This window comes from Staphylococcus sp. HMSC067F07, assembly GCF_001837405.1.
Lineage (GTDB): Bacteria > Bacillota > Bacilli > Staphylococcales > Staphylococcaceae > Staphylococcus > Staphylococcus capitis.
Map to the genome: position 1 here is coordinate 64,827 of NZ_KV832221.1, position 17,932 is coordinate 82,758.

General features: G+C 35.1%; 13 protein-coding genes and 1 pseudogene. 3 read left to right on the plus strand and 11 right to left on the minus strand.

Going from position 1 to position 17,932, the window contains the following annotated elements; all coding sequences use genetic code 11:
- Positions 1–23: 23 nt before the first annotated feature.
- From cntM to kdpA, 6 genes and pseudogenes are all read right to left on the minus strand, one after another.
- Complete coding sequence (gene cntM, locus HMPREF2706_RS02385) at positions 24–1,334, minus strand: staphylopine biosynthesis dehydrogenase (RefSeq protein WP_030061409.1); 1,311 nt, start codon at positions 1,332–1,334, stop codon at positions 24–26.
- Complete coding sequence (gene cntL, locus HMPREF2706_RS02390) at positions 1,327–2,142, minus strand: staphylopine biosynthesis enzyme CntL (RefSeq protein ID WP_030061407.1); 816 nt, start codon at positions 2,140–2,142, stop codon at positions 1,327–1,329. Before cntL ends, cntM begins: the two co-directional genes overlap by 8 nt.
- Positions 2,139–2,981: pseudogene (cntK, locus tag HMPREF2706_RS02395) on the minus strand (histidine racemase CntK). The gene cntL and the pseudogene cntK overlap by 4 nt, the downstream one beginning before the upstream one ends.
- 553 nt (positions 2,982–3,534) lie before the next feature.
- Positions 3,535–4,095 (minus strand): potassium-transporting ATPase subunit KdpC, encoded by a 561-nt coding sequence (kdpC, locus tag HMPREF2706_RS02400; RefSeq protein WP_030061405.1) that lies wholly within the window; start codon positions 4,093–4,095, stop codon positions 3,535–3,537.
- 15 nt (positions 4,096–4,110) lie between these two features.
- Complete coding sequence (locus tag HMPREF2706_RS02405; RefSeq protein ID WP_070862166.1) at positions 4,111–6,132, minus strand: K(+)-transporting ATPase subunit B; 2,022 nt, start codon at positions 6,130–6,132, stop codon at positions 4,111–4,113.
- Between the two features lie 19 nt (positions 6,133–6,151).
- Positions 6,152–7,834 carry a potassium-transporting ATPase subunit KdpA gene (gene kdpA, locus HMPREF2706_RS02410; RefSeq protein ID WP_064212301.1) on the minus strand — a complete coding sequence of 561 codons (1,683 nt, stop codon included), beginning with the start codon at positions 7,832–7,834 and terminating at the stop codon, positions 6,152–6,154.
- A gap of 267 nt (positions 7,835–8,101) precedes the next feature.
- Between kdpA and HMPREF2706_RS02420 the strand changes: the two genes are divergently transcribed.
- Positions 8,102–10,756, plus strand: coding sequence for a sensor histidine kinase (locus tag HMPREF2706_RS02420; protein WP_064212302.1), 2,655 nt, complete (start codon positions 8,102–8,104; stop codon positions 10,754–10,756).
- A gap of 4 nt (positions 10,757–10,760) precedes the next feature.
- Positions 10,761–11,462 carry a response regulator transcription factor gene (locus HMPREF2706_RS02425; RefSeq protein ID WP_049427166.1) on the plus strand — a complete coding sequence of 234 codons (702 nt, stop codon included), beginning with the start codon at positions 10,761–10,763 and terminating at the stop codon, positions 11,460–11,462.
- 144 nt (positions 11,463–11,606) lie between these two features.
- On the opposite strand, the gene HMPREF2706_RS02430 is transcribed toward HMPREF2706_RS02425, so the two are convergent.
- The 4 genes from HMPREF2706_RS02430 to HMPREF2706_RS12185 all read right to left on the minus strand — a co-directional run bounded on the left by HMPREF2706_RS02430 (position 11,607) and on the right by HMPREF2706_RS12185 (position 15,004).
- Positions 11,607–12,719, minus strand: a complete 1,113-nt coding sequence (locus HMPREF2706_RS02430; protein ID WP_030061395.1) for a quinone oxidoreductase family protein — start codon at positions 12,717–12,719, stop codon at positions 11,607–11,609.
- Between the two features lie 94 nt (positions 12,720–12,813).
- Positions 12,814–13,692 carry a T3SS effector HopA1 family protein gene (locus HMPREF2706_RS02435; RefSeq protein ID WP_030061393.1) on the minus strand — a complete coding sequence of 293 codons (879 nt, stop codon included), beginning with the start codon at positions 13,690–13,692 and terminating at the stop codon, positions 12,814–12,816.
- Between the two features lie 15 nt (positions 13,693–13,707).
- Positions 13,708–14,664, minus strand: a complete 957-nt coding sequence (locus tag HMPREF2706_RS02440; RefSeq protein ID WP_070862167.1) for a phosphotransferase — start codon at positions 14,662–14,664, stop codon at positions 13,708–13,710.
- Between the two features lie 190 nt (positions 14,665–14,854).
- A complete protein-coding gene (locus HMPREF2706_RS12185) occupies positions 14,855–15,004 on the minus strand; it encodes a hypothetical protein (RefSeq protein WP_002454314.1) in 150 nt (49 codons plus the stop codon).
- Positions 15,005–15,331: 327 nt separating this feature from the next.
- Between HMPREF2706_RS12185 and HMPREF2706_RS02445 the strand changes: the two genes are divergently transcribed.
- Entirely contained in the window at positions 15,332–16,252 is a 921-nt protein-coding gene (locus HMPREF2706_RS02445) for a hypothetical protein (RefSeq protein ID WP_030062712.1), read from the plus strand.
- A 146-nt stretch (positions 16,253–16,398) separates the two neighbouring features.
- Here HMPREF2706_RS02445 and HMPREF2706_RS02450 read toward each other — a convergent pair whose 3' ends face one another.
- Positions 16,399–17,868, minus strand: coding sequence for a trypsin-like peptidase domain-containing protein (locus HMPREF2706_RS02450; protein WP_049427163.1), 1,470 nt, complete (start codon positions 17,866–17,868; stop codon positions 16,399–16,401).
- Positions 17,869–17,932: the final 64 nt, after the last annotated feature.

The following is a 17,932-nucleotide window of genomic DNA, read 5'->3' on the forward strand; positions in this document are numbered from 1 at the left end:
AATTGTTGTGTGTTCTTTAAGTATTAATGTGTCGCATTATGTTCAGTTTTATTTTTTAAAAATTGTTTTACCAAAGCAATGTCCTCATCGTACTGATGTGAGTCAAATTGAGCTGATAGAGATTGTTTAGGGTGTTCTGCACGGTAGCCATCACAATAGCTACGATAACGTGCTAAAAATTGATCAATCATTGGTGTTTTAACGTTAAGCGCCCTCCCTACAGCTTGAATCATAGCTGTTCGATAGCTATCCTCACTTGGCATTCGCGGAATGTGTGTAACGCCTTCTTCATCAATATAAAGACGTTTATATGGTACTGCCGAGAAGTCAAAGTAATGTCCATTCGAATCTGGTTCAGAAAATGGATCGATTAAAATAGCAGTGTAACGAACATAGAGTAAATATTCTTGATGTATCGCTGGTAAGTCTTCAAATTGATTAATTTCTCGTTCACTTAGCGTTTCTGGTCTGACCGGATAATTCTCTTTGACCATAAATTTTAAAAGATTGACGGACGGCACTCTTAATTCGTTTAAAATTTTCATCATCTCTACCCACATTTGACGCATTTCTCGTATCAGTTTCATCGTGATAGGTCCTTCAGGAAATAACTTATAGACGTAAACAGGAACTGTTGTCCCTTTGAAAACTGCTTGTAATGAAAAGTCATTCATAAATAATGCAGGATGAACATAGAGCGAGCTGTTATGTACTTCAGCATGTAACGGTGTATCCATTACAGCGATTTGGATATTCAAATGATGAAATAGTACACATATACGATCTATAAATCTTGAATCGGTATGAGTCGATCCAACATATAACTTTGACTTCACACCTGATGTGAGCACCTGATGTGGTTGAGTAGTATCAACTACTCGTGTGTCTCCTAAATATGTTGAAAAGGACACTACTTCTACATCTAGATTTAACTCTGACAACAGTTGTTCTATTACCATATGAGAACCTAAAGTCGGAGATACTAGAACAATGTGTTGTAGACACTCAACTGTGGCCTTTGCAAGTCGATTTAATATTGAGCGATACGCATCAGCCGTGCACGCCATGATTAGAGTATTGTAAGTACTACTCACTTCCTGTATATCTTTATAAAATTGTCGCACTTTAAATTCACCTGAAAGTTGTTGATGTGCAGCATTTTGAGTGGTGACCTTAAAATAACCGTCACGTTGATACGCATTATAAACACGTTGGGAGCTGGCTGAAGTCTTAACACGACTTACCATATCAATAGTTTGATGCGCCATTTGGCTATATATTTGAGCAAGTTGAATGGCCACAGGTCCACTTCCAACTATTAAAGTATTAGACATGCATCGCACCTCCTTTATTAGAAGCTTTGCGGTACAATGCAATATCAAAGATGTGTTCAGGTCGTGAGAGCCGTTCGACACAACGCCATTTTGTTTCCTCTGTTTGCTGAGATGGATAATTGAATAGCGATTTAATACCATCTCCATAACGCATCGCTACAACCACGTTATCTTTTGTTATAGCGTGTAATTGATTTAGAATATCGTATTTAACAGGGATGGTAGAGCTGAAAATGATGTGCGTAATCGTCTGCATATCGTCTATTTCTTCAACAGTTTGATTGGTGATAACTATATCTTCGTTTGGAGCAAGCACCTGAACAATTCGTTGTCCTAAATCAACTGCTTGTGAATCGATATCAATGCCTATTACAGAAGCACCTGTTTCTTTAGCTACTTGAACAAGCGTCATAGGATAAGCACCTGACCCAATTAGTAATAATTTATCTTCTTTACCAAAATGAAATTGGCCGAATTCTTCATGAATACACTGTTCTACATTGTCAAAGTAACCAGATGTAGAGGATCGTCCATCTAGTAATCTTTTAGCACGTATTTCTTCAACACGTTTTACACACTGTGACGTTATATCTTGAAGCTGGTGAGTTAAACTTGCTTTTGCTTCATTGTTGCTCCAGTCTTCAAATTGATGTTTAGCAATGGGATTTAAAATAAATTGACTATAATGGTCAACTAGCGTTTCCAATGCCTGGATATAATGCTCATCTTCTAATACTTGGTAATATAGTGTTTCAAATTGCCTTAGATATTCTTGTAACTGTTTGTTTATACCGTGTTTTGGGTTCATAATTGTGTCTTTGTCTCCTGTTCTATATATGCTAGTCCTGTTGCGACAGTTGAAACTTGACCTTTGATTGATGTGATGTATCCCTTTTTATTACTGTATGTCGAAGAAACCACTATACTTCCCCCTGGTTGCTTCACTTTGAAATCTTTACATGGTTGATTCGTTTGATATTGTTGGAAAACACCAATTGAAGCAGCACCTGAGCCACAGCTATTTTCCCAAATTAAGCTTTACACTTCAGGTATATAAATAAGTGGCATTAAAAAGTGTTGTCGTGAATCAAATAGCATGATTCCAATAGTTTTAAATGTAGTATGCCATTGTTGTTCTCTGACAAATTGTTCGACTTGGTATTTGAAGTTCATTGTAGTCTCTTGCGTTTGAATAACATAGTGTATGTAAGTTTCATAAATTAATTCGAGCGCATCGTATGGTTGACCAGCGATAATTAATTGTCTTGGTACAATACTTTGCACTTGAGGCATCCCGACCTCATAATATTGCTGGTTATGAACGGTACATGACACGGTTTGAGAACAACCTGATATTTTTAATTGAAACTGCTCACTTTCAAGCAATTGATGTTCTTGTAAATAATGTATGTATGACATCGTTGCATTCCCACAAAATTCATTCCCACTCATTACTAAATGAAATTGATCCCCATTGGTATAATCACAAGATTCAATAAAACCAACTTGTTCACAACACACATGTGTCGTCTCCATTAATTGATTAGCGATTGATGCATATTCTTCAGGATGATGTTTAGAGTGAACAAGTATAGTCATATTTCCTGATGGATTATACTTAGAAAATTCAACTATCTGTCGATGCATATGATGCTCCTTTATGTTGTAAATTCTCTATTAAGGTTATTGATAAAAAAATAATTGTATGTAGAGTTATCAAAAACCTTAAATTAGTTGTACAAAATAAATCGTAATAGTTACGATTTGAAGATTATAGTATACGAGTCGGATAATATTGTCAATATAATTGATAATAAATTTCATTTAGATGAGTTCGGTGGAAAGGACAATTTGTGCATTGTGAAGAGCGATTGAAGATAAAAAAAGCTAGCAAATTGGCTAAAAACAAGCCAATGCTAGCTTAAAAGGGGTATATAATTAGACTTCCCGATGTGTTACATCAGACAAACCGAAGTCTTACCCATAAATTTTAAGAAGATCTTATAAAGAGGATTTAAAGCAATTTCTTCTCACTTACACTTATGATAAGTTGTTTTAATGATGACTTTCATGCTCGCTACTTTTAAGAAATATATCTTCAAGTGAAAGTTCTTCTAAATCTACTTTGAATATATCTATGTCTAGAGAAACATATAGTTTAACAATAGATGGAATAGTGTTTTTTCTTTAGTTTTTAACGTTATTTCATTTTATCAAGTGCAATGTTCATTTTAAGTACATTCACGTAATCTTCAGTCATGGGTGAGGATTGTTTATATTGTTGAATCATGCGTTGAATTGTTGCTTCCTCGATACCACGTTCATTCGCAATCCTTTTCGCTTGAGCATTGGCATTTGAAACGGTGATATCTGGATCTAATCCTGACCCTGAAGCAGTCACAGCATCTGCAGTAAGATGATGTCCTTCTTTATGAATCGAATCTTCAACACGCTGTTTAAATTGAGGATTAGAATTTGCTAGATTTGAACCACCTGATGAAGGTCCACCGTTCGCTTTCAAAAGTTTCTTGTCCATATTATAATTCACGGCACTTATTCGACCATGGAAGTATTTAGAATCGTTCCATTGTTGACCAATTAATTCTGAACCAATTACTTTACCATCTTGTTTAATTAAACTTCCATTAGCTTGATAGGGAAATGCGACTTGACCTATTGCAGTCACTGTTAGCGGAAATATAAACCCACAAAGGACAAATAGTACTACTACAAGTCCAACACTTTTTCGTATCGTTGCCATTCTACATCTCCTCCTTTAGACAACGTATTGAATAATTACATCGATGAATTTAATACCTATAAATGGCACAATCATACCGCCTAATCCATAGACCAACATATTTTTCATTAATATCGTTTGCATTGAAGCGCCTTTAAATTGCACGCCTTTCATCGCAATTGGTATGAGTAACACAATAATTAATGCATTGAAAATGAGTGCCGATAACACTGCTGATTCAGGTGAATGTAAATGCATAATATTTAAGCGATTCATTGCTGGCATTGCAGACATAAACATAGCTGGTAGAATTGCGAAATATTTCGCGATGTCATTCGCAATACTAAACGTTGTTAAAGATCCGCGTGTCATCAATAATTGCTTACCAATTAATACGACTTCCATTAACTTTGTAGGATTAGAATCTAAATCAATTAAATTTGCCTCTTCTTTCGCACTTGTTGTACCAGAGTTCATAGCTAAACCAACATTAGCTTCTGCTAGAGCAGGTGCATCATTTGTACCATCACCTGTCATCGCCACAATATGACCTTTAGCTTGTTCTTCTCTAATAACATTAATTTTATCTTCTGGTTTACATTCTGCGATAAAACGATCTACACCCGCTTCTTTCGCAATCGTTGCTGCAGTAAGTGCATTATCACCTGTACACATGACGGTTTCGATACCCATCTCGCGTAATTCTTGAAATCGTTCAACAAGACCGTCTTTAATTACGTCTTTTAAGTAGATGACACCTAAAATTTCATTATTTTCAATAACAATGAGTGGCGTGCCGCCTTTTTTAGAGACTTCAGTGACGCGTTCATCTAAATCATTAGGAATAGATCCACCCGCTTCTTTAACACGCTTAATCATGCTATTAGGTGCACCTTTATACACTTCATGATCTTCAAACTTCGCACCACTCATACGAGTCTCCGCAGTAAATGGGAAATATTCGCCTCTTTCTTGAGGTAATGTGATGCCTTGGCTTTGTGCAAGTTTAACAATACTACTTCCTTCAGGTGTATCATCTTCTACGGAACTTTCATATGCTGCTCGCACTAATCTTTCATAACTCGTTGATGCCACAGGAATAAATGCATCTGCCATACGATTACCATAAGTAATCGTTCCAGTTTTATCTAGAATCAACACATTTACATCACCACATGTCTCTACGGAACGCCCACTTTTCGCTAAAATATTAAACTGAGTCACACGATCCATTCCAGCGATACCAATAGCAGATAACAACCCTCCAATTGTTGTTGGAATTAAGCAGACTGTTAAGGCAATCAACATCACAATTGATAAATTGAAATGAAGAAATTGTGCTAAGGGGTACATCGTCATAATTACGACGAGAAAGATAATAGTTAGCGTCATTAAGAGCGTGAACAATGCAATTTCATTCGGTGTTTTCTTTCTTGTCGCCCCTTCAACTAAATGAATCATTTTATCTAAGAATGATTGACCTGGTTCCGAAGTGATTTCTATTTCTAACCAGTCAGAAGTGACAGAGGTGCCTCCAATAACATTATTGAAATCTCCGCCACTCTCTTTAATCACTGGCGCTGATTCACCGGTAATCGCAGATTCGTCGACAGTTGCTAAACCTTTAATAACTTGGCCATCATTAGGTATTTGTTCTCCAGTTTCTACACGAACGATGTCTCCTTTTTTCAAATTGCTAGCATTTATCACTTCGTAGCTGCCGTCTTCTTTAATTAATCGCGCCGTCATTTCTATTTGTGTCTGGCGTAAGGCATTCGCTTGCGCTTTCCCTCGCCCTTCTGCTAGCGCTTCTGAAAAGTTAGCAAAAATAAGTGTCAGCAATAAGATGATGAAGATACTTAACACATACATACGCGATACATGTTCTTGTATAAATAAATGAGGTACAAAAATTAATAAAAATGATAGTAGCATGCCCACTTCTACAACAAGCATGATAGGGTTCTTCACCATATATTTAGGGTTTAATTTAACAACACTTTCCTTCAGTGCTTGTCTAACCAAACTTGATTCAAATATTTTTGATGTTTTCATCATTTTCTATCATCTCCTTTCATCACGAATGCAACAGTAGTTGTTCTCCTATTGGTCCAAGCATTAAATCTGGTAGGAAGGTCAAACCACTGAGTAAAATGATGAAGATAATCAACACGGTGCTAAAGAACAGGTTATTAATCGGTACATCTTGTGAGTCATCGGTATGTTGATATGTTTTCTTGTTGACCAAGCTAGACACAATCAACAGTTGTAAGACGATGGGGATATAACGTGCGACGAGCATCACAATTGCTGTCGAAATATTCCAAAATACAGTGTTGTCTTTTAAACCTTCAAAACCTGAACCATTATTAGCAGATGAAGATGTAAATTCATAAATGACTTGAGAAACGCCATGGAATTGTGGGTTTGTTATCGCATCTTTCGCGCCAGGAATGATAAATGCCAATGCTGAAAATATTAATATCAATAATGGATGGACTAAAAATGTGAGTGCTATCCATTTCATCTCTTTGGATTCGATTTTCATACCTAAATAACTAGGCGTCTTTCCAATCATTAAACTGCAAATAAAGACAGTTAACATGACATAGATCAACATATTCATCAGACCGACACCTTCACCACCAAAAACGGCATTTAACATCATAAGAATCATTGGAGCCATGCCACCCATAGGTGTGAGACTGTCATGCATGTTGTTAACAGTACCAGTCGTAAAAGCTGTCGTAATAGTTGTAAATAAAGCTGATTGAGCAATACCGAAACGTGTTTCTTTGCCCTCCATATTGCCTCCATCGATTCCTAAGTGGTGTAAAATCGGACTTCCTGCAGTTTCATAATGTAGACAAATAAGTAAAAGCAAGACAAACATCGTAAACATTGCAATAAAGACCATTACCGCATGGGGATGGATGTGCTGTTTAGCGTTCAGCATTCTGCCAAATAAAAAAACAAGCGATCCAGGAATTAACATCATACTTAATGCCTCTGCGAAATTAGACCAATAGGTTGGGTTCTCAAATGGCGTGGATGAGTTGGCACCTAGGAACCCTCCACCATTCGTTCCAAGATGTTTAATTGACTCTAATGAAGCCATAGGTCCATATGCAATGGTTTGTTTCACACCTGACATGGTTTCAACAACTAGATTGCCATGTAACGTTTGAGGTGTACCTTGACTAATAAGAAATATGCTTAACACGAATGCGAATGGAATTAAGACACGTATGATAAATCGCACGACGTCTTGATAGAAGTTACCTATGACGTCTGTCATACCCGTTAGTCTACGCAACATTGCGATGCATACTGAGTAACCTGAAGCGGCTGAAGTGAACATCAGACACGTAATGACACCCATTTGCGTGAAATACGTTAATCCCGTTTCGCCCGCATAATGTTGTAAATTTGTATTCGTTAAAAACGAGGCTGCCGTATTAAATGCGAGAGACACTGATTGACTTAAATTGTGATTGGGATTTAACCATAGCCATTGTTGTGTCAGTAGTAAGATAAATGCTAATGCGCCAGTTAAACTGTTAAAACATAAAAAGTGCTTTAAATATGTTTTACCTGACATGTGCTCTAGTGACGTACCAATCAATTTGTAGAGTCCCTTTTCTATAGGTGAAAATAAGACATCCATCTTAGACGGTACAATTAAAGCCACTGTATATAAGTATCGACTCATTACGTATAAGAGCACGATAAATGTGATTAAAAATAGAATCATACTCATGATATTTCCTTCTTTCGCTACTAGAATTTTTCACTCCAAAGTAATGCATAAAATAGAAATAAAATTATTCCGATGATCATGAAGGCTAAAAATGTAATCATTGTGCTTCCTCCTCACTTTCATGGACATCTTAGCAAGAGCACTGTAATTAAAGTATTAATATTTGAACAAAGTTATAAAGGAAATATAAAGATAAGAAATTAAATAAAAATAAAAATGGATAAATAGATTAATCTTAATTAATATGTAATTAAGAGGTGGTGGCATATGGAAAGTTCACATAGACACAGAGGTAAACTCACCATTTATTTAGGTTATAGCCCTGGTGTTGGAAAGACATATGAAATGCTATCGAACGGTATCGACCTTTATAAAGAAGGTGTCGATATTAAAATTGGCTATATAGAGCCACATCAACGTCCTGAGACAAGTGCGCTTGCTAAACAACTACCAGAAATTAAGACCTCTAGCCGAAAATTTGGGAGTCATCTCTTTCACTTTATCGATGTGAATCAAATTGTTGAGGCGCATCCAGATGTTGTGCTTATCGACGAGTTGGCCCATACGAATATCTCAAAAACACGACATTTAAAGCGTTACATGGATATTGAAGAAATTCTTTCTCATGGCATTGATGTTTGGACGACACTTAATATTCAACATATTGAAAGTTTGAGTGGACAAATAGCACTGATGACAGGTATCCAAGTATCAGAACGTGTTCCAGATCAATTTATAATGTCTGCTGATGCTTATGAAGTCGTTGATATTTCGCCAAATATGTTGATTCAACGCCTTAAGGCTGGAAAGGTATACAAAAGGGAACGCTTGGATACTGCTTTTTCCAATTTTTTCACATATGAGAACCTGACAGAGTTACGTGAACTTACGCTAAGAACTGTTGCGGATATTATGAGTCAAAAAGAGCAACAGTATAAAACGAAGCATACTGATGTTACGCCTCATATTGCAGTAGCTGTAAGTGGAAGTATTTATAATGAACGTGTGATTCGTGAAGCAAGACGCGCAGCTTATAAAGAGCATGCAAAGTTTACTGCTATTTATATCGACACCTTTGAAACACGTTCTGAAAGTCGTGCGCAAGATCATTATGTTCATAAAAATCTGATGCTTGCCAAATCACTAGGTGCTGAGATTAAGGTGTTATATGCACAAGATATTGCGAAGACATTGATTGATTCGTGCGATAAATCATTTGTGACTAAATTGGTGCTCGGTCAGTCTGAACAACCACCTTGGAAAGAGTACTTTAAGAAGTCATTAATTGAACAGATTAATCATACTACGCATCACTTTAAATTAGAGATTGTCCCGATACATCAGATTTATTCGGATAAGCAAAATCGTGATCGGAGTAGCCGTAAAAAAGATAAAAAACCATACCAACTCACGTTATCAATCGATATCGTTAAAATGTTAACCATCCAAATTGTATGCGTACTATTAGGAATGTGGATTTATAAGATGGATAAGAATGAGTCTAGTGCTATTATTCTTTTAATGTTTTTTATTGGCATTATCGTACTTTCCATTTGGACACAGTCATATTTAATTGGTTTCTTCGCATCGATATTAAATGTCTTCGTCTTTAACTATTTCTTTACTGTGCCGAGGTTTACGCTAGAAATGTATCGCTTTGAATATCCCATCACTTTTGTGACGAGCATATTTGCTAGCATTTTCACGAGTGGCATATTGAAAAATTTAAAATATCAACACTCCCTCACCGAACGTCAGTTATATCGTACAGATATTATGTTGCAATTTAATCAGTCGATTAAGGAATCATATGCGACTATGAAGTTGTTGAGTGTGGCTGGTGATCAAATTCACCAATTATTAAAGCAGGATGTTACTGTATTTCAAATCGAAGCTAAGAAAGTGATGCAGTCCGCGTCGTTTGGAGTTAGCTCGAGTGAGCATAACCATGGGACTGAGGATGCTGAAACGTTAAGTTGGGTAATAGAGAATGAAAGACGTGCGGGTAGACTAACCAACACCTTCCCAGGTAGTAAATTTCTATGTATTCCAATTGGTACAAGACCAGTTAAGGGTATTATTTCGATTCAGTTTACAGATGAGGATTACATCGATACATACGACAATTCTATCTTAGATTCAATGTTAAACGATTTGACCCTTGCCGTTGAAAATGTCGCCCTACTCAAGCAAACGAGACAGTCGATGGTAATAGCTGAAAGAGAAGCTACAAGATCAAATTTCTTACAATCTATTTCACATGATATTAGAACGCCATTAACATCTATTATCGGTAATTTAGATGTAGTGAAATATCATAATGATGGCTTGGATAAAAATGAACGCGCGCAACTGTTAACCGCTTCATACGAAGAGGCACAATATTTATATACGTTAGTCACAAATATACTTTCTCTAACGAAATTAGAGCGTTCAGATATTCAAATTAAGCGCACCTCATACCTTGTAGAGGAGCTACTCGAAGAATTTGAAGATGGACTCGTGCGTCGTCATCAAAATCATAAAGTCACTATTGAAGATAATGGAACATTCGCACTGGTATATATCGACAGCAAATTAATGCTACAAGTTTTATTTAATTTGGTAGAAAATGCATTAAAGCACTCTGAATCGCATTCTGTTATCACCTTACGCGTGCATGAACAAGACTCAAAGATATTATTTGAAATCATTGATAATGGTAAAGGTATACCTAAAGAAGAGCGAGATTTAATTTTCAATCCATATTATTCGGGGGATTACTTTAAAGATAATAAAAAGGATAGCCTAGGACTCGGTTTGTATTTAGTCCAACTTATATTAAAACAGCATCACAGTAAATTAGAATATCAATCCAATGAACCAAGTGGCAGTATATTTTATTTTTATTTAGATAAAGAACAAATCAAAATGGAAGGGTGAGATGATGAAATCTACACTTTTAGTTGTTGAAGATGATGAAGCAATTTTACATTTAATCGATGTAGCATTAACTATGAGTTACTATAAAGTTATTAAAGCGAAAACAGGTAGAGAAGCGGACTTCCGCATTAGAACAGAACATCCAGATATTATATTACTTGATCTAGGTTTGCCAGATATTGATGGGCTTTCTTTAATTAAACGATTAAGAGAATGTGTGGACACCCCTATTATCGTTATCAGTGCGCGAACAGAAGAGGAAACTATTGTAAAAGCGTTAGACTACGGGGCGAATGATTATATGACTAAACCCTTTAATATTGATGAATTACAAGCACGTATCAGGGTTGCACTTCGCGTTTCGAAACGGCCTGACACGATGCAAAATAACTTTGAGAACGGCCCGTTAATCATTGATTTCAGCGGTAATTCTGTTTATATGATGGGACAGGCTATTCACCTAACACCTTATGAATTCCAATTATTAGAAATTTTAAGTCAGCACGTTGGTAAGGTATTAACATATCAGGTTTTATTAAAAGCACTATTTGGATACGTCAATAAGTGTGACATGTCATCATTACGAGTACATATGGCCTCACTGCGGAAGAAGCTTAATAACAGTGATACAACGTATGAAAGTAGTATGAAAAAACTCATTATCACCCATCCAAGAATTGGTTATCAAATGCAACATTTGGAGTGATATTAAAGCTTTGTATATATTAATAATAATGTAAACGCCACATTCTTTGTTGAAGAGGATTGTGGCGTTTTATATATAGCTTTTATATTTATGAAGTTTTAATTAAGTAGTAGTATGAATAACCTTCTAACATCTTTTTAACTTTTAATCATATAACATGATTGCTTTGCCTAGACGTCCTCGTGTGTTATAGGTACGGTCAACAAATGCACTACCTTCCTCTATAGAGTAGCTTCTATCGATTGGAACAATAAACTCATTTTCATTATAATCTGAAATACCTTTTTCTAAGTCTCCCCAAGTTCCGATACAATTACCTATTAATGATAGATTATTGAGCATAACTTTTAACATAATATTTTTCAGATGGTTAGGTGTTTTTTCATCTTCATTTTCAGAAAAGGCGGGATGTTGGTTTTTATAACCGCATGTAATATAGCGTCCGCCTACTTTCATTTGATTCACTGCTTTTTCTAAATGCAAATCAAAATAAGGATCAAATACGACGTCAAATTCACCTAAGTCTTCTTCCCACTTCTGCATGTTCCTATCTACTTTATGTAATTTAGCTGGCCGAATGAGTGCTTGTTCTTCAGGCGTCCATTCCGATGTAGTTAATATTGTCGTATCGATTCCTTTACTGATTAAGTTATTAATAATAAACATAGACGTATTAGAGCGACCGCTCAGTACTAGTGCACGTTCATTCTGCTTAAGATTTACACGCCTTACCATGCTTGTTGAAGTTTGGCTACCTATTGAGAAGCCTGCTGCAACTGCGTTATTCATATGTTCTGGTATTTTGATAAGCTTTGATTTATGCAATCTGAGCCATCCTTTTGAAGCTTCGTTTGTGACTGCTCCAGGTGCCACCCCTGGAAAAGGAGGGTCGGGATACGCACAGTTGGGTATCACACGTTGTCCAATTTCAAATTCATCAACTGAATATCCTTTAGCTACAATTCTCCCTACAAAGTCAGAACCAAAATAATCGAATGGTGGAGCTTGAGAATTTACATCTTCTTGCATTTTTAAAGCGGCTTTTAGAATAATGGCTTTATCTCTATAATTGCAAGAAAACGCATCAACTTTTACTAACACGAAATGTTCGTTCTCTGATGCATCTTCGTTAAAACTTGGTCGTTCTAATTCAATCAAACCACAATGAATGGGTGTTCCTGCAATACTTACATCAGGTAACATCGTTACATCTTCTTCTAATACTAAATTTGTATTAATTAAAGCTAAAACTTTCATAAGCTGAGTCACTCCTATCAGTATAAGTCACACACTTTTAAAACTTTTGGATAGAGCATTTTCATAATGTAGCGCACACACCATAAATCTCTGTTCACTTCACTTTATTTTTAGACAAATCATTAATATCTATCTGATTCGCAATGAATCTTTGCTTTAGTAATAATTTGAAGGAAGCACCTGTAATAAAGTAGTCTTGAATGGCGTCGGCTATAGCACTACAACGATGTTCACCAAAGCTCTGTTGAATACCATTAGTTTGAATAGGCTCTTCAGCTGTAAAGAGGTTGTATGTTAATTGACTCGCTAGTTGAGAGGCTTTTTTAATCTTTATAGGAGCCTTTTTAACATGTTCAATTAATACTTTTTCAACTTTGTCTTTATCTTCACTACTGTAAAACACGAGTGCGTCATTTCTTGGATAACTATCAGAGGAGGATAAAATTTTAGCAGAAAAACTCACGTTCTTTTCAACTAACTCATTTACACATTTACTCCATAACTCTATAGCATATTGAGGCGTGTCTGCATAAATATAATGACGTGTAACCTTATTAATATGTAAACCATTATTTGTATGTACGAACATGAAAAATCCAGGCGTCAAATTAGGTCTAGAACAAGGCACAACAATACTATTATCTTCATTTACTTCTTCTTTGATTCGAATCCCTTGAATAACATGGTAGATTTGACCGTTAAAGTTTTGTGTACTCGTCTCTACTCGAATCCCAGGATCTTTAATGCTACTGGCAATTTGTTCGTTTAAATCATTAAATGTTTTTGATGATTGTTTGACTTGATTGTTCAAATTTCCAGTATGTAACATCGAATATAACCACTGTTTTAACTTACTTTTTTGATTTTCAAGGACGTCATCATATGTTTCATTATCGATTTTAACTTTGTTTAAATCCGTTTCTAATTCTATTTTTTGTGCTAAATCTTCTAACGTATTCACTTTTTCTGTCATAGTACGTCCTCCAATTTATTCAAATAGTTCTATTAGATTTTTTGGAAACACTATTACTTCTCTACCTATCCCAAGAATCGCTCTATCTATGGCAGTTAAACGAAATGAAAATTTAGCTCTGCTCATGATTCTTTCCACGAGAAACCATCCAATATTTCGAGCAAGATGTATGTTATTAATCATTTTCTTAGATACATATGTTTGATAAGCTAATTGAATTAAAGGTCTCATTTGTTCAATGTAATTAAGACCTCGTTCCATAAACTGATCTTCTATCTCCTTAGCATCTGAAGTTTCTTGAGTCGTTTCGGTAAAAGTTTTTAATAAGCAATCAAAATAAATAGAACCAATTAGTCCCGCTAAATCTCTACTTGGATCCCCTTTACGTAATTCTTCAAAATCTATAATCCAAATATCATCATCTGTAAATATAAACTGATCCAAACGAATATCACCATGACAAATACAGACGTCATTATCATGAGATTGCTGCATTATCGTTTCTACGAGTTCTGAGTCTTGTTGCAATAAACTAAACAACTCTAGTTCTGCGCCCGTACAGCCGGCATATTCATATTTATTTAATGTATATAACAACGATTCACGCTGCGGTAACTGGTCTTCTGAATCTATATCCACATCATTGATATCAGATAAATGTAATGTCACTAACATATCTGCAGCTTTTGCGATTTTGTGTTTAAAATTTGGGGATGGTTGTTCTAATTCTTCTTCTAACGATGTAGCATGTTCAATCCATTGATATTTAAGCGATAAACTGTCTTCATCATGGTCAATCAACTTTGGAGACTTCAATCGAATAGTATCTGTGCGTATGTCTTCCCATTTCAAGCAATTATTGTATCTTCTGAGCGCGTCAACTTTAGGTCCTTTAATTACTTTATGTAAATATTGAGTTGTTCCATCTTCTTCAAGACTGATGATATTACGACCTTCTTTAACTTTTTGCATTAAATGTTCTAAGCTCCTTTCATGTAAATTACATTTTTTATTTTTAAAATGTGTAAGGTATGATTTATGTAATGTTTGGCGTTATGAATTAGATATTAATATCTCACATAGCCATTTCTTTATTTATATTAAAAAGTTACTACCCTATAATCTTAGTCATTTAATTTAACATTATTGATGATTAACTGCGTTAAGCTGCACTCCAAGTAACTGTATAAGAAACGGATGCAGAAATTGATGATGTACGACCATCACCTAAATCTCTTTCTTCAATTGCACTTCGTTGAATATTATTTGATGATGTATAGTGACTATATCCGTTGATTAAAATATTTTCCATATCGATTCCTCCTGATGTTATAGGGTAGCAACCGCTTTCATTATAATTCCGAAAAAGAGTAAATTCAATTTTTATATGTAAATTTACATTAAAATTATTAATATCTTAATAAATAAAATAATAAAATTGTCACTAGTATAAAGATAATATTAATGTTTAATAAAAATTAAGTAAGTTTATCGTGAAACAATTTTCAAAAATTCAAGACTGCTACGTTAGAAGGACCTCAAATCATTCAAAATATAAAAAAGATAATAAATATATAAAACAGCGTAATATTAACAATAATTTAAAAATATTGTACGATGTATAAATGGAAGGATGATTATGAAAAAGCAATTATTAGGGACTGTATTATTAAGTACGTTCTTACTAGGGGCATGTTCACTCAATATCGGTACAGACGATAATCAAGGTGAAGGTAAAAAGAATAATGAAGAAAGTAGTGAACATAGTTCAAATCAGTCTAAAGACAAGCAGAGTAATAAAGATACCAAGGTAGATAACCAAACAAATCAAGCTAATCAAAGACAAGCAAATGGTTCCGAAAATAATGATGCTTCAAATCCAGGCAATGAAGGAAACAATAACGAGACAAATTCTGAAAACCAATCAAATAATGGGACGATTTCAGAAGATGAAGCGATTCAAAATGCTAAAGAGCACTTTAAAAATTCAGCCACAAATGATGATTACAAAGTTGATTCAAACCAATCTAATAGTAAAGAATACTACATTACCTTTACAGCACGTGATGCCACAGGCTTTCCAATGAGTGCGGCTACTACTGTTAATAAGCAGACAGGTCATGTTAATGGTTATATAGATAGAAGAACTAAAGCAGAGAAAGAAAGACATGTTCAACATGCTAATGAAAGTTCGTTATATAAAGGGCCGAATAGTCAAAATAGAAAATTATTCGGTAAAGATTTAAGCCATCCAAATTACAATGATCAAAATGCGCAACAATCGCAAAATGAAAATAACCAACAGAAACAAAATAACGAAGATCAATCACAACAAGAATCGAATAATGATGATAGTAGTCAAAGTAAGGAAGGCACATCAGAAACCGAAGCTGCTCAAAATAGTGAACAAGAACAAAATCAATCGGTAGAAGAAAATCAGGATAATGATACACAAGCGGAGCAACAACAAACTGACAACGCTTCTCAAGATGCTGATAACAACCAAAATAACGACCAACAAAATAGTGTTGAAAAACCTCAATCAGTAAGTAGAGACTAAAATACATTTTTATAAATAATAGAGCGTTCTCAAAAAATTTCTGAGAACGCTCTTTATATTTATCTAGTTTGTTTTAAGTGATTAATTATCTACTAAAGACTTATTGATTAGTGTGAGTTGTGAAAAATTTCCCTAACCTCTTAATATTACACGATATTATCTATAATTTCCTTACGTAATTTACCTCTAATTTCTGCCATTGTGTTTAAATGATATTTCTTATAATCTCCAGCATCCACTCTAAACGCGTGTACGCCGATAATTTCATTTTTACTATTTAAAACAGCTCCACCAGATGAACCGGGTTCAGCCATCATTTGATAGTAGCCGATAGGATTTACATTTCGTGCAGTCATAGAATATTTACCTTTAGAATGATACATCGTATCAGCTGGATCATTTTTATATTTTCCATATGGCGTACCATAGTGATACATATGAATTGGCGTATTAGCTTTCATTGATTTAATGGTACTTTCTGATGCAATCTTACGTATTTTCATATATTTAGAAATGTCTTCATATGTATAAACCAATGCGACATCTCCGTATTGCAACATTTGAACGCCAAATACTTGGAGCGAACGAACTACTTTGGAACCTTCTTGTAATAAGTTGATTCTCATGTTCTCAGGTTGTGCAGGTGTTAGTGGTTTATGTGCACGTTGATCATTCACTACATGATTCGCAGTTAAAATCGTATGTCTGCCAATTGCTGTACCCGTGCCGTAAGTTAATTGTTTAGCTGTCGGATTCCAATTAAATACAGTTGCGATATTAGCATCTTTCGCTTTAGTATGCTCGATTGTAACGCCCTTATTACCCGATTTCTTCATAATTTTTAAAGCATCATCAATACCTGATTCTTTTGTCGTTTGACCGAAATCACGCACGTTATCCCCACCTGGTACATTGGATGGCCAACGTTTAGGTGGTTTATTGTAGTAATTCTTTTTAGGTTGCGAATATGTTGATTTTGATTTTACTTTTACTGTTGAGGTTGGTTTTGCTTTTGACTTAGTCGTTGTTTTGATTGAAGTTTTGACACTCGGTTTTGTGGATTTCTTTTTTGTTACAGTTGAGGAAGTGCGCTTCGGTGTCGTTTTAGTAACTTTTGAAGTTGATGGTGTCTTTTTCGTTTTAGTTGCTGTTGATAACCAATGAGGTTTCTTGTTACCCGGTTTGATAGCTTTCGTTGTCTTTTGAGGTTTAACTTTAGTTGGTGAAACTTTGTGATGAATAATTGTGTGTTTAAGTGTTTTACGTTGTTTTGGTTGAGTCGTTTGCTTTGAATAAGACTTTCCCACATGTTTAGTAGTACTTTGTTTGTGAAGATTGTTTGTTACTACATGAGTCGAAGATGGTTTCGTACGTTTAACATACTGTGTTGTTGTTTGTCTTGTTGGCTTTGTATATTTTTTCGTTCTAGTAGGCTGATTACTTTTATGAGTTATTTGTGTTGGTTGAATGCCATTTTTAGTTTTAGGTGTTTGATTTGTATACTGTTTAGCTACTTGGTGTTTAGGTGTCTCTTTTACGATCACAGTATTACCTTTAGTAGCAGCATCTGCCTTGTTGAAATGTAATAACGCAGAGAGACTAAAAATAACTAGCATCACAATTGAAGTGTAAATGAATTTTCCCAATAATTCCCCTCTATACACTGTGCATGTCCCCACT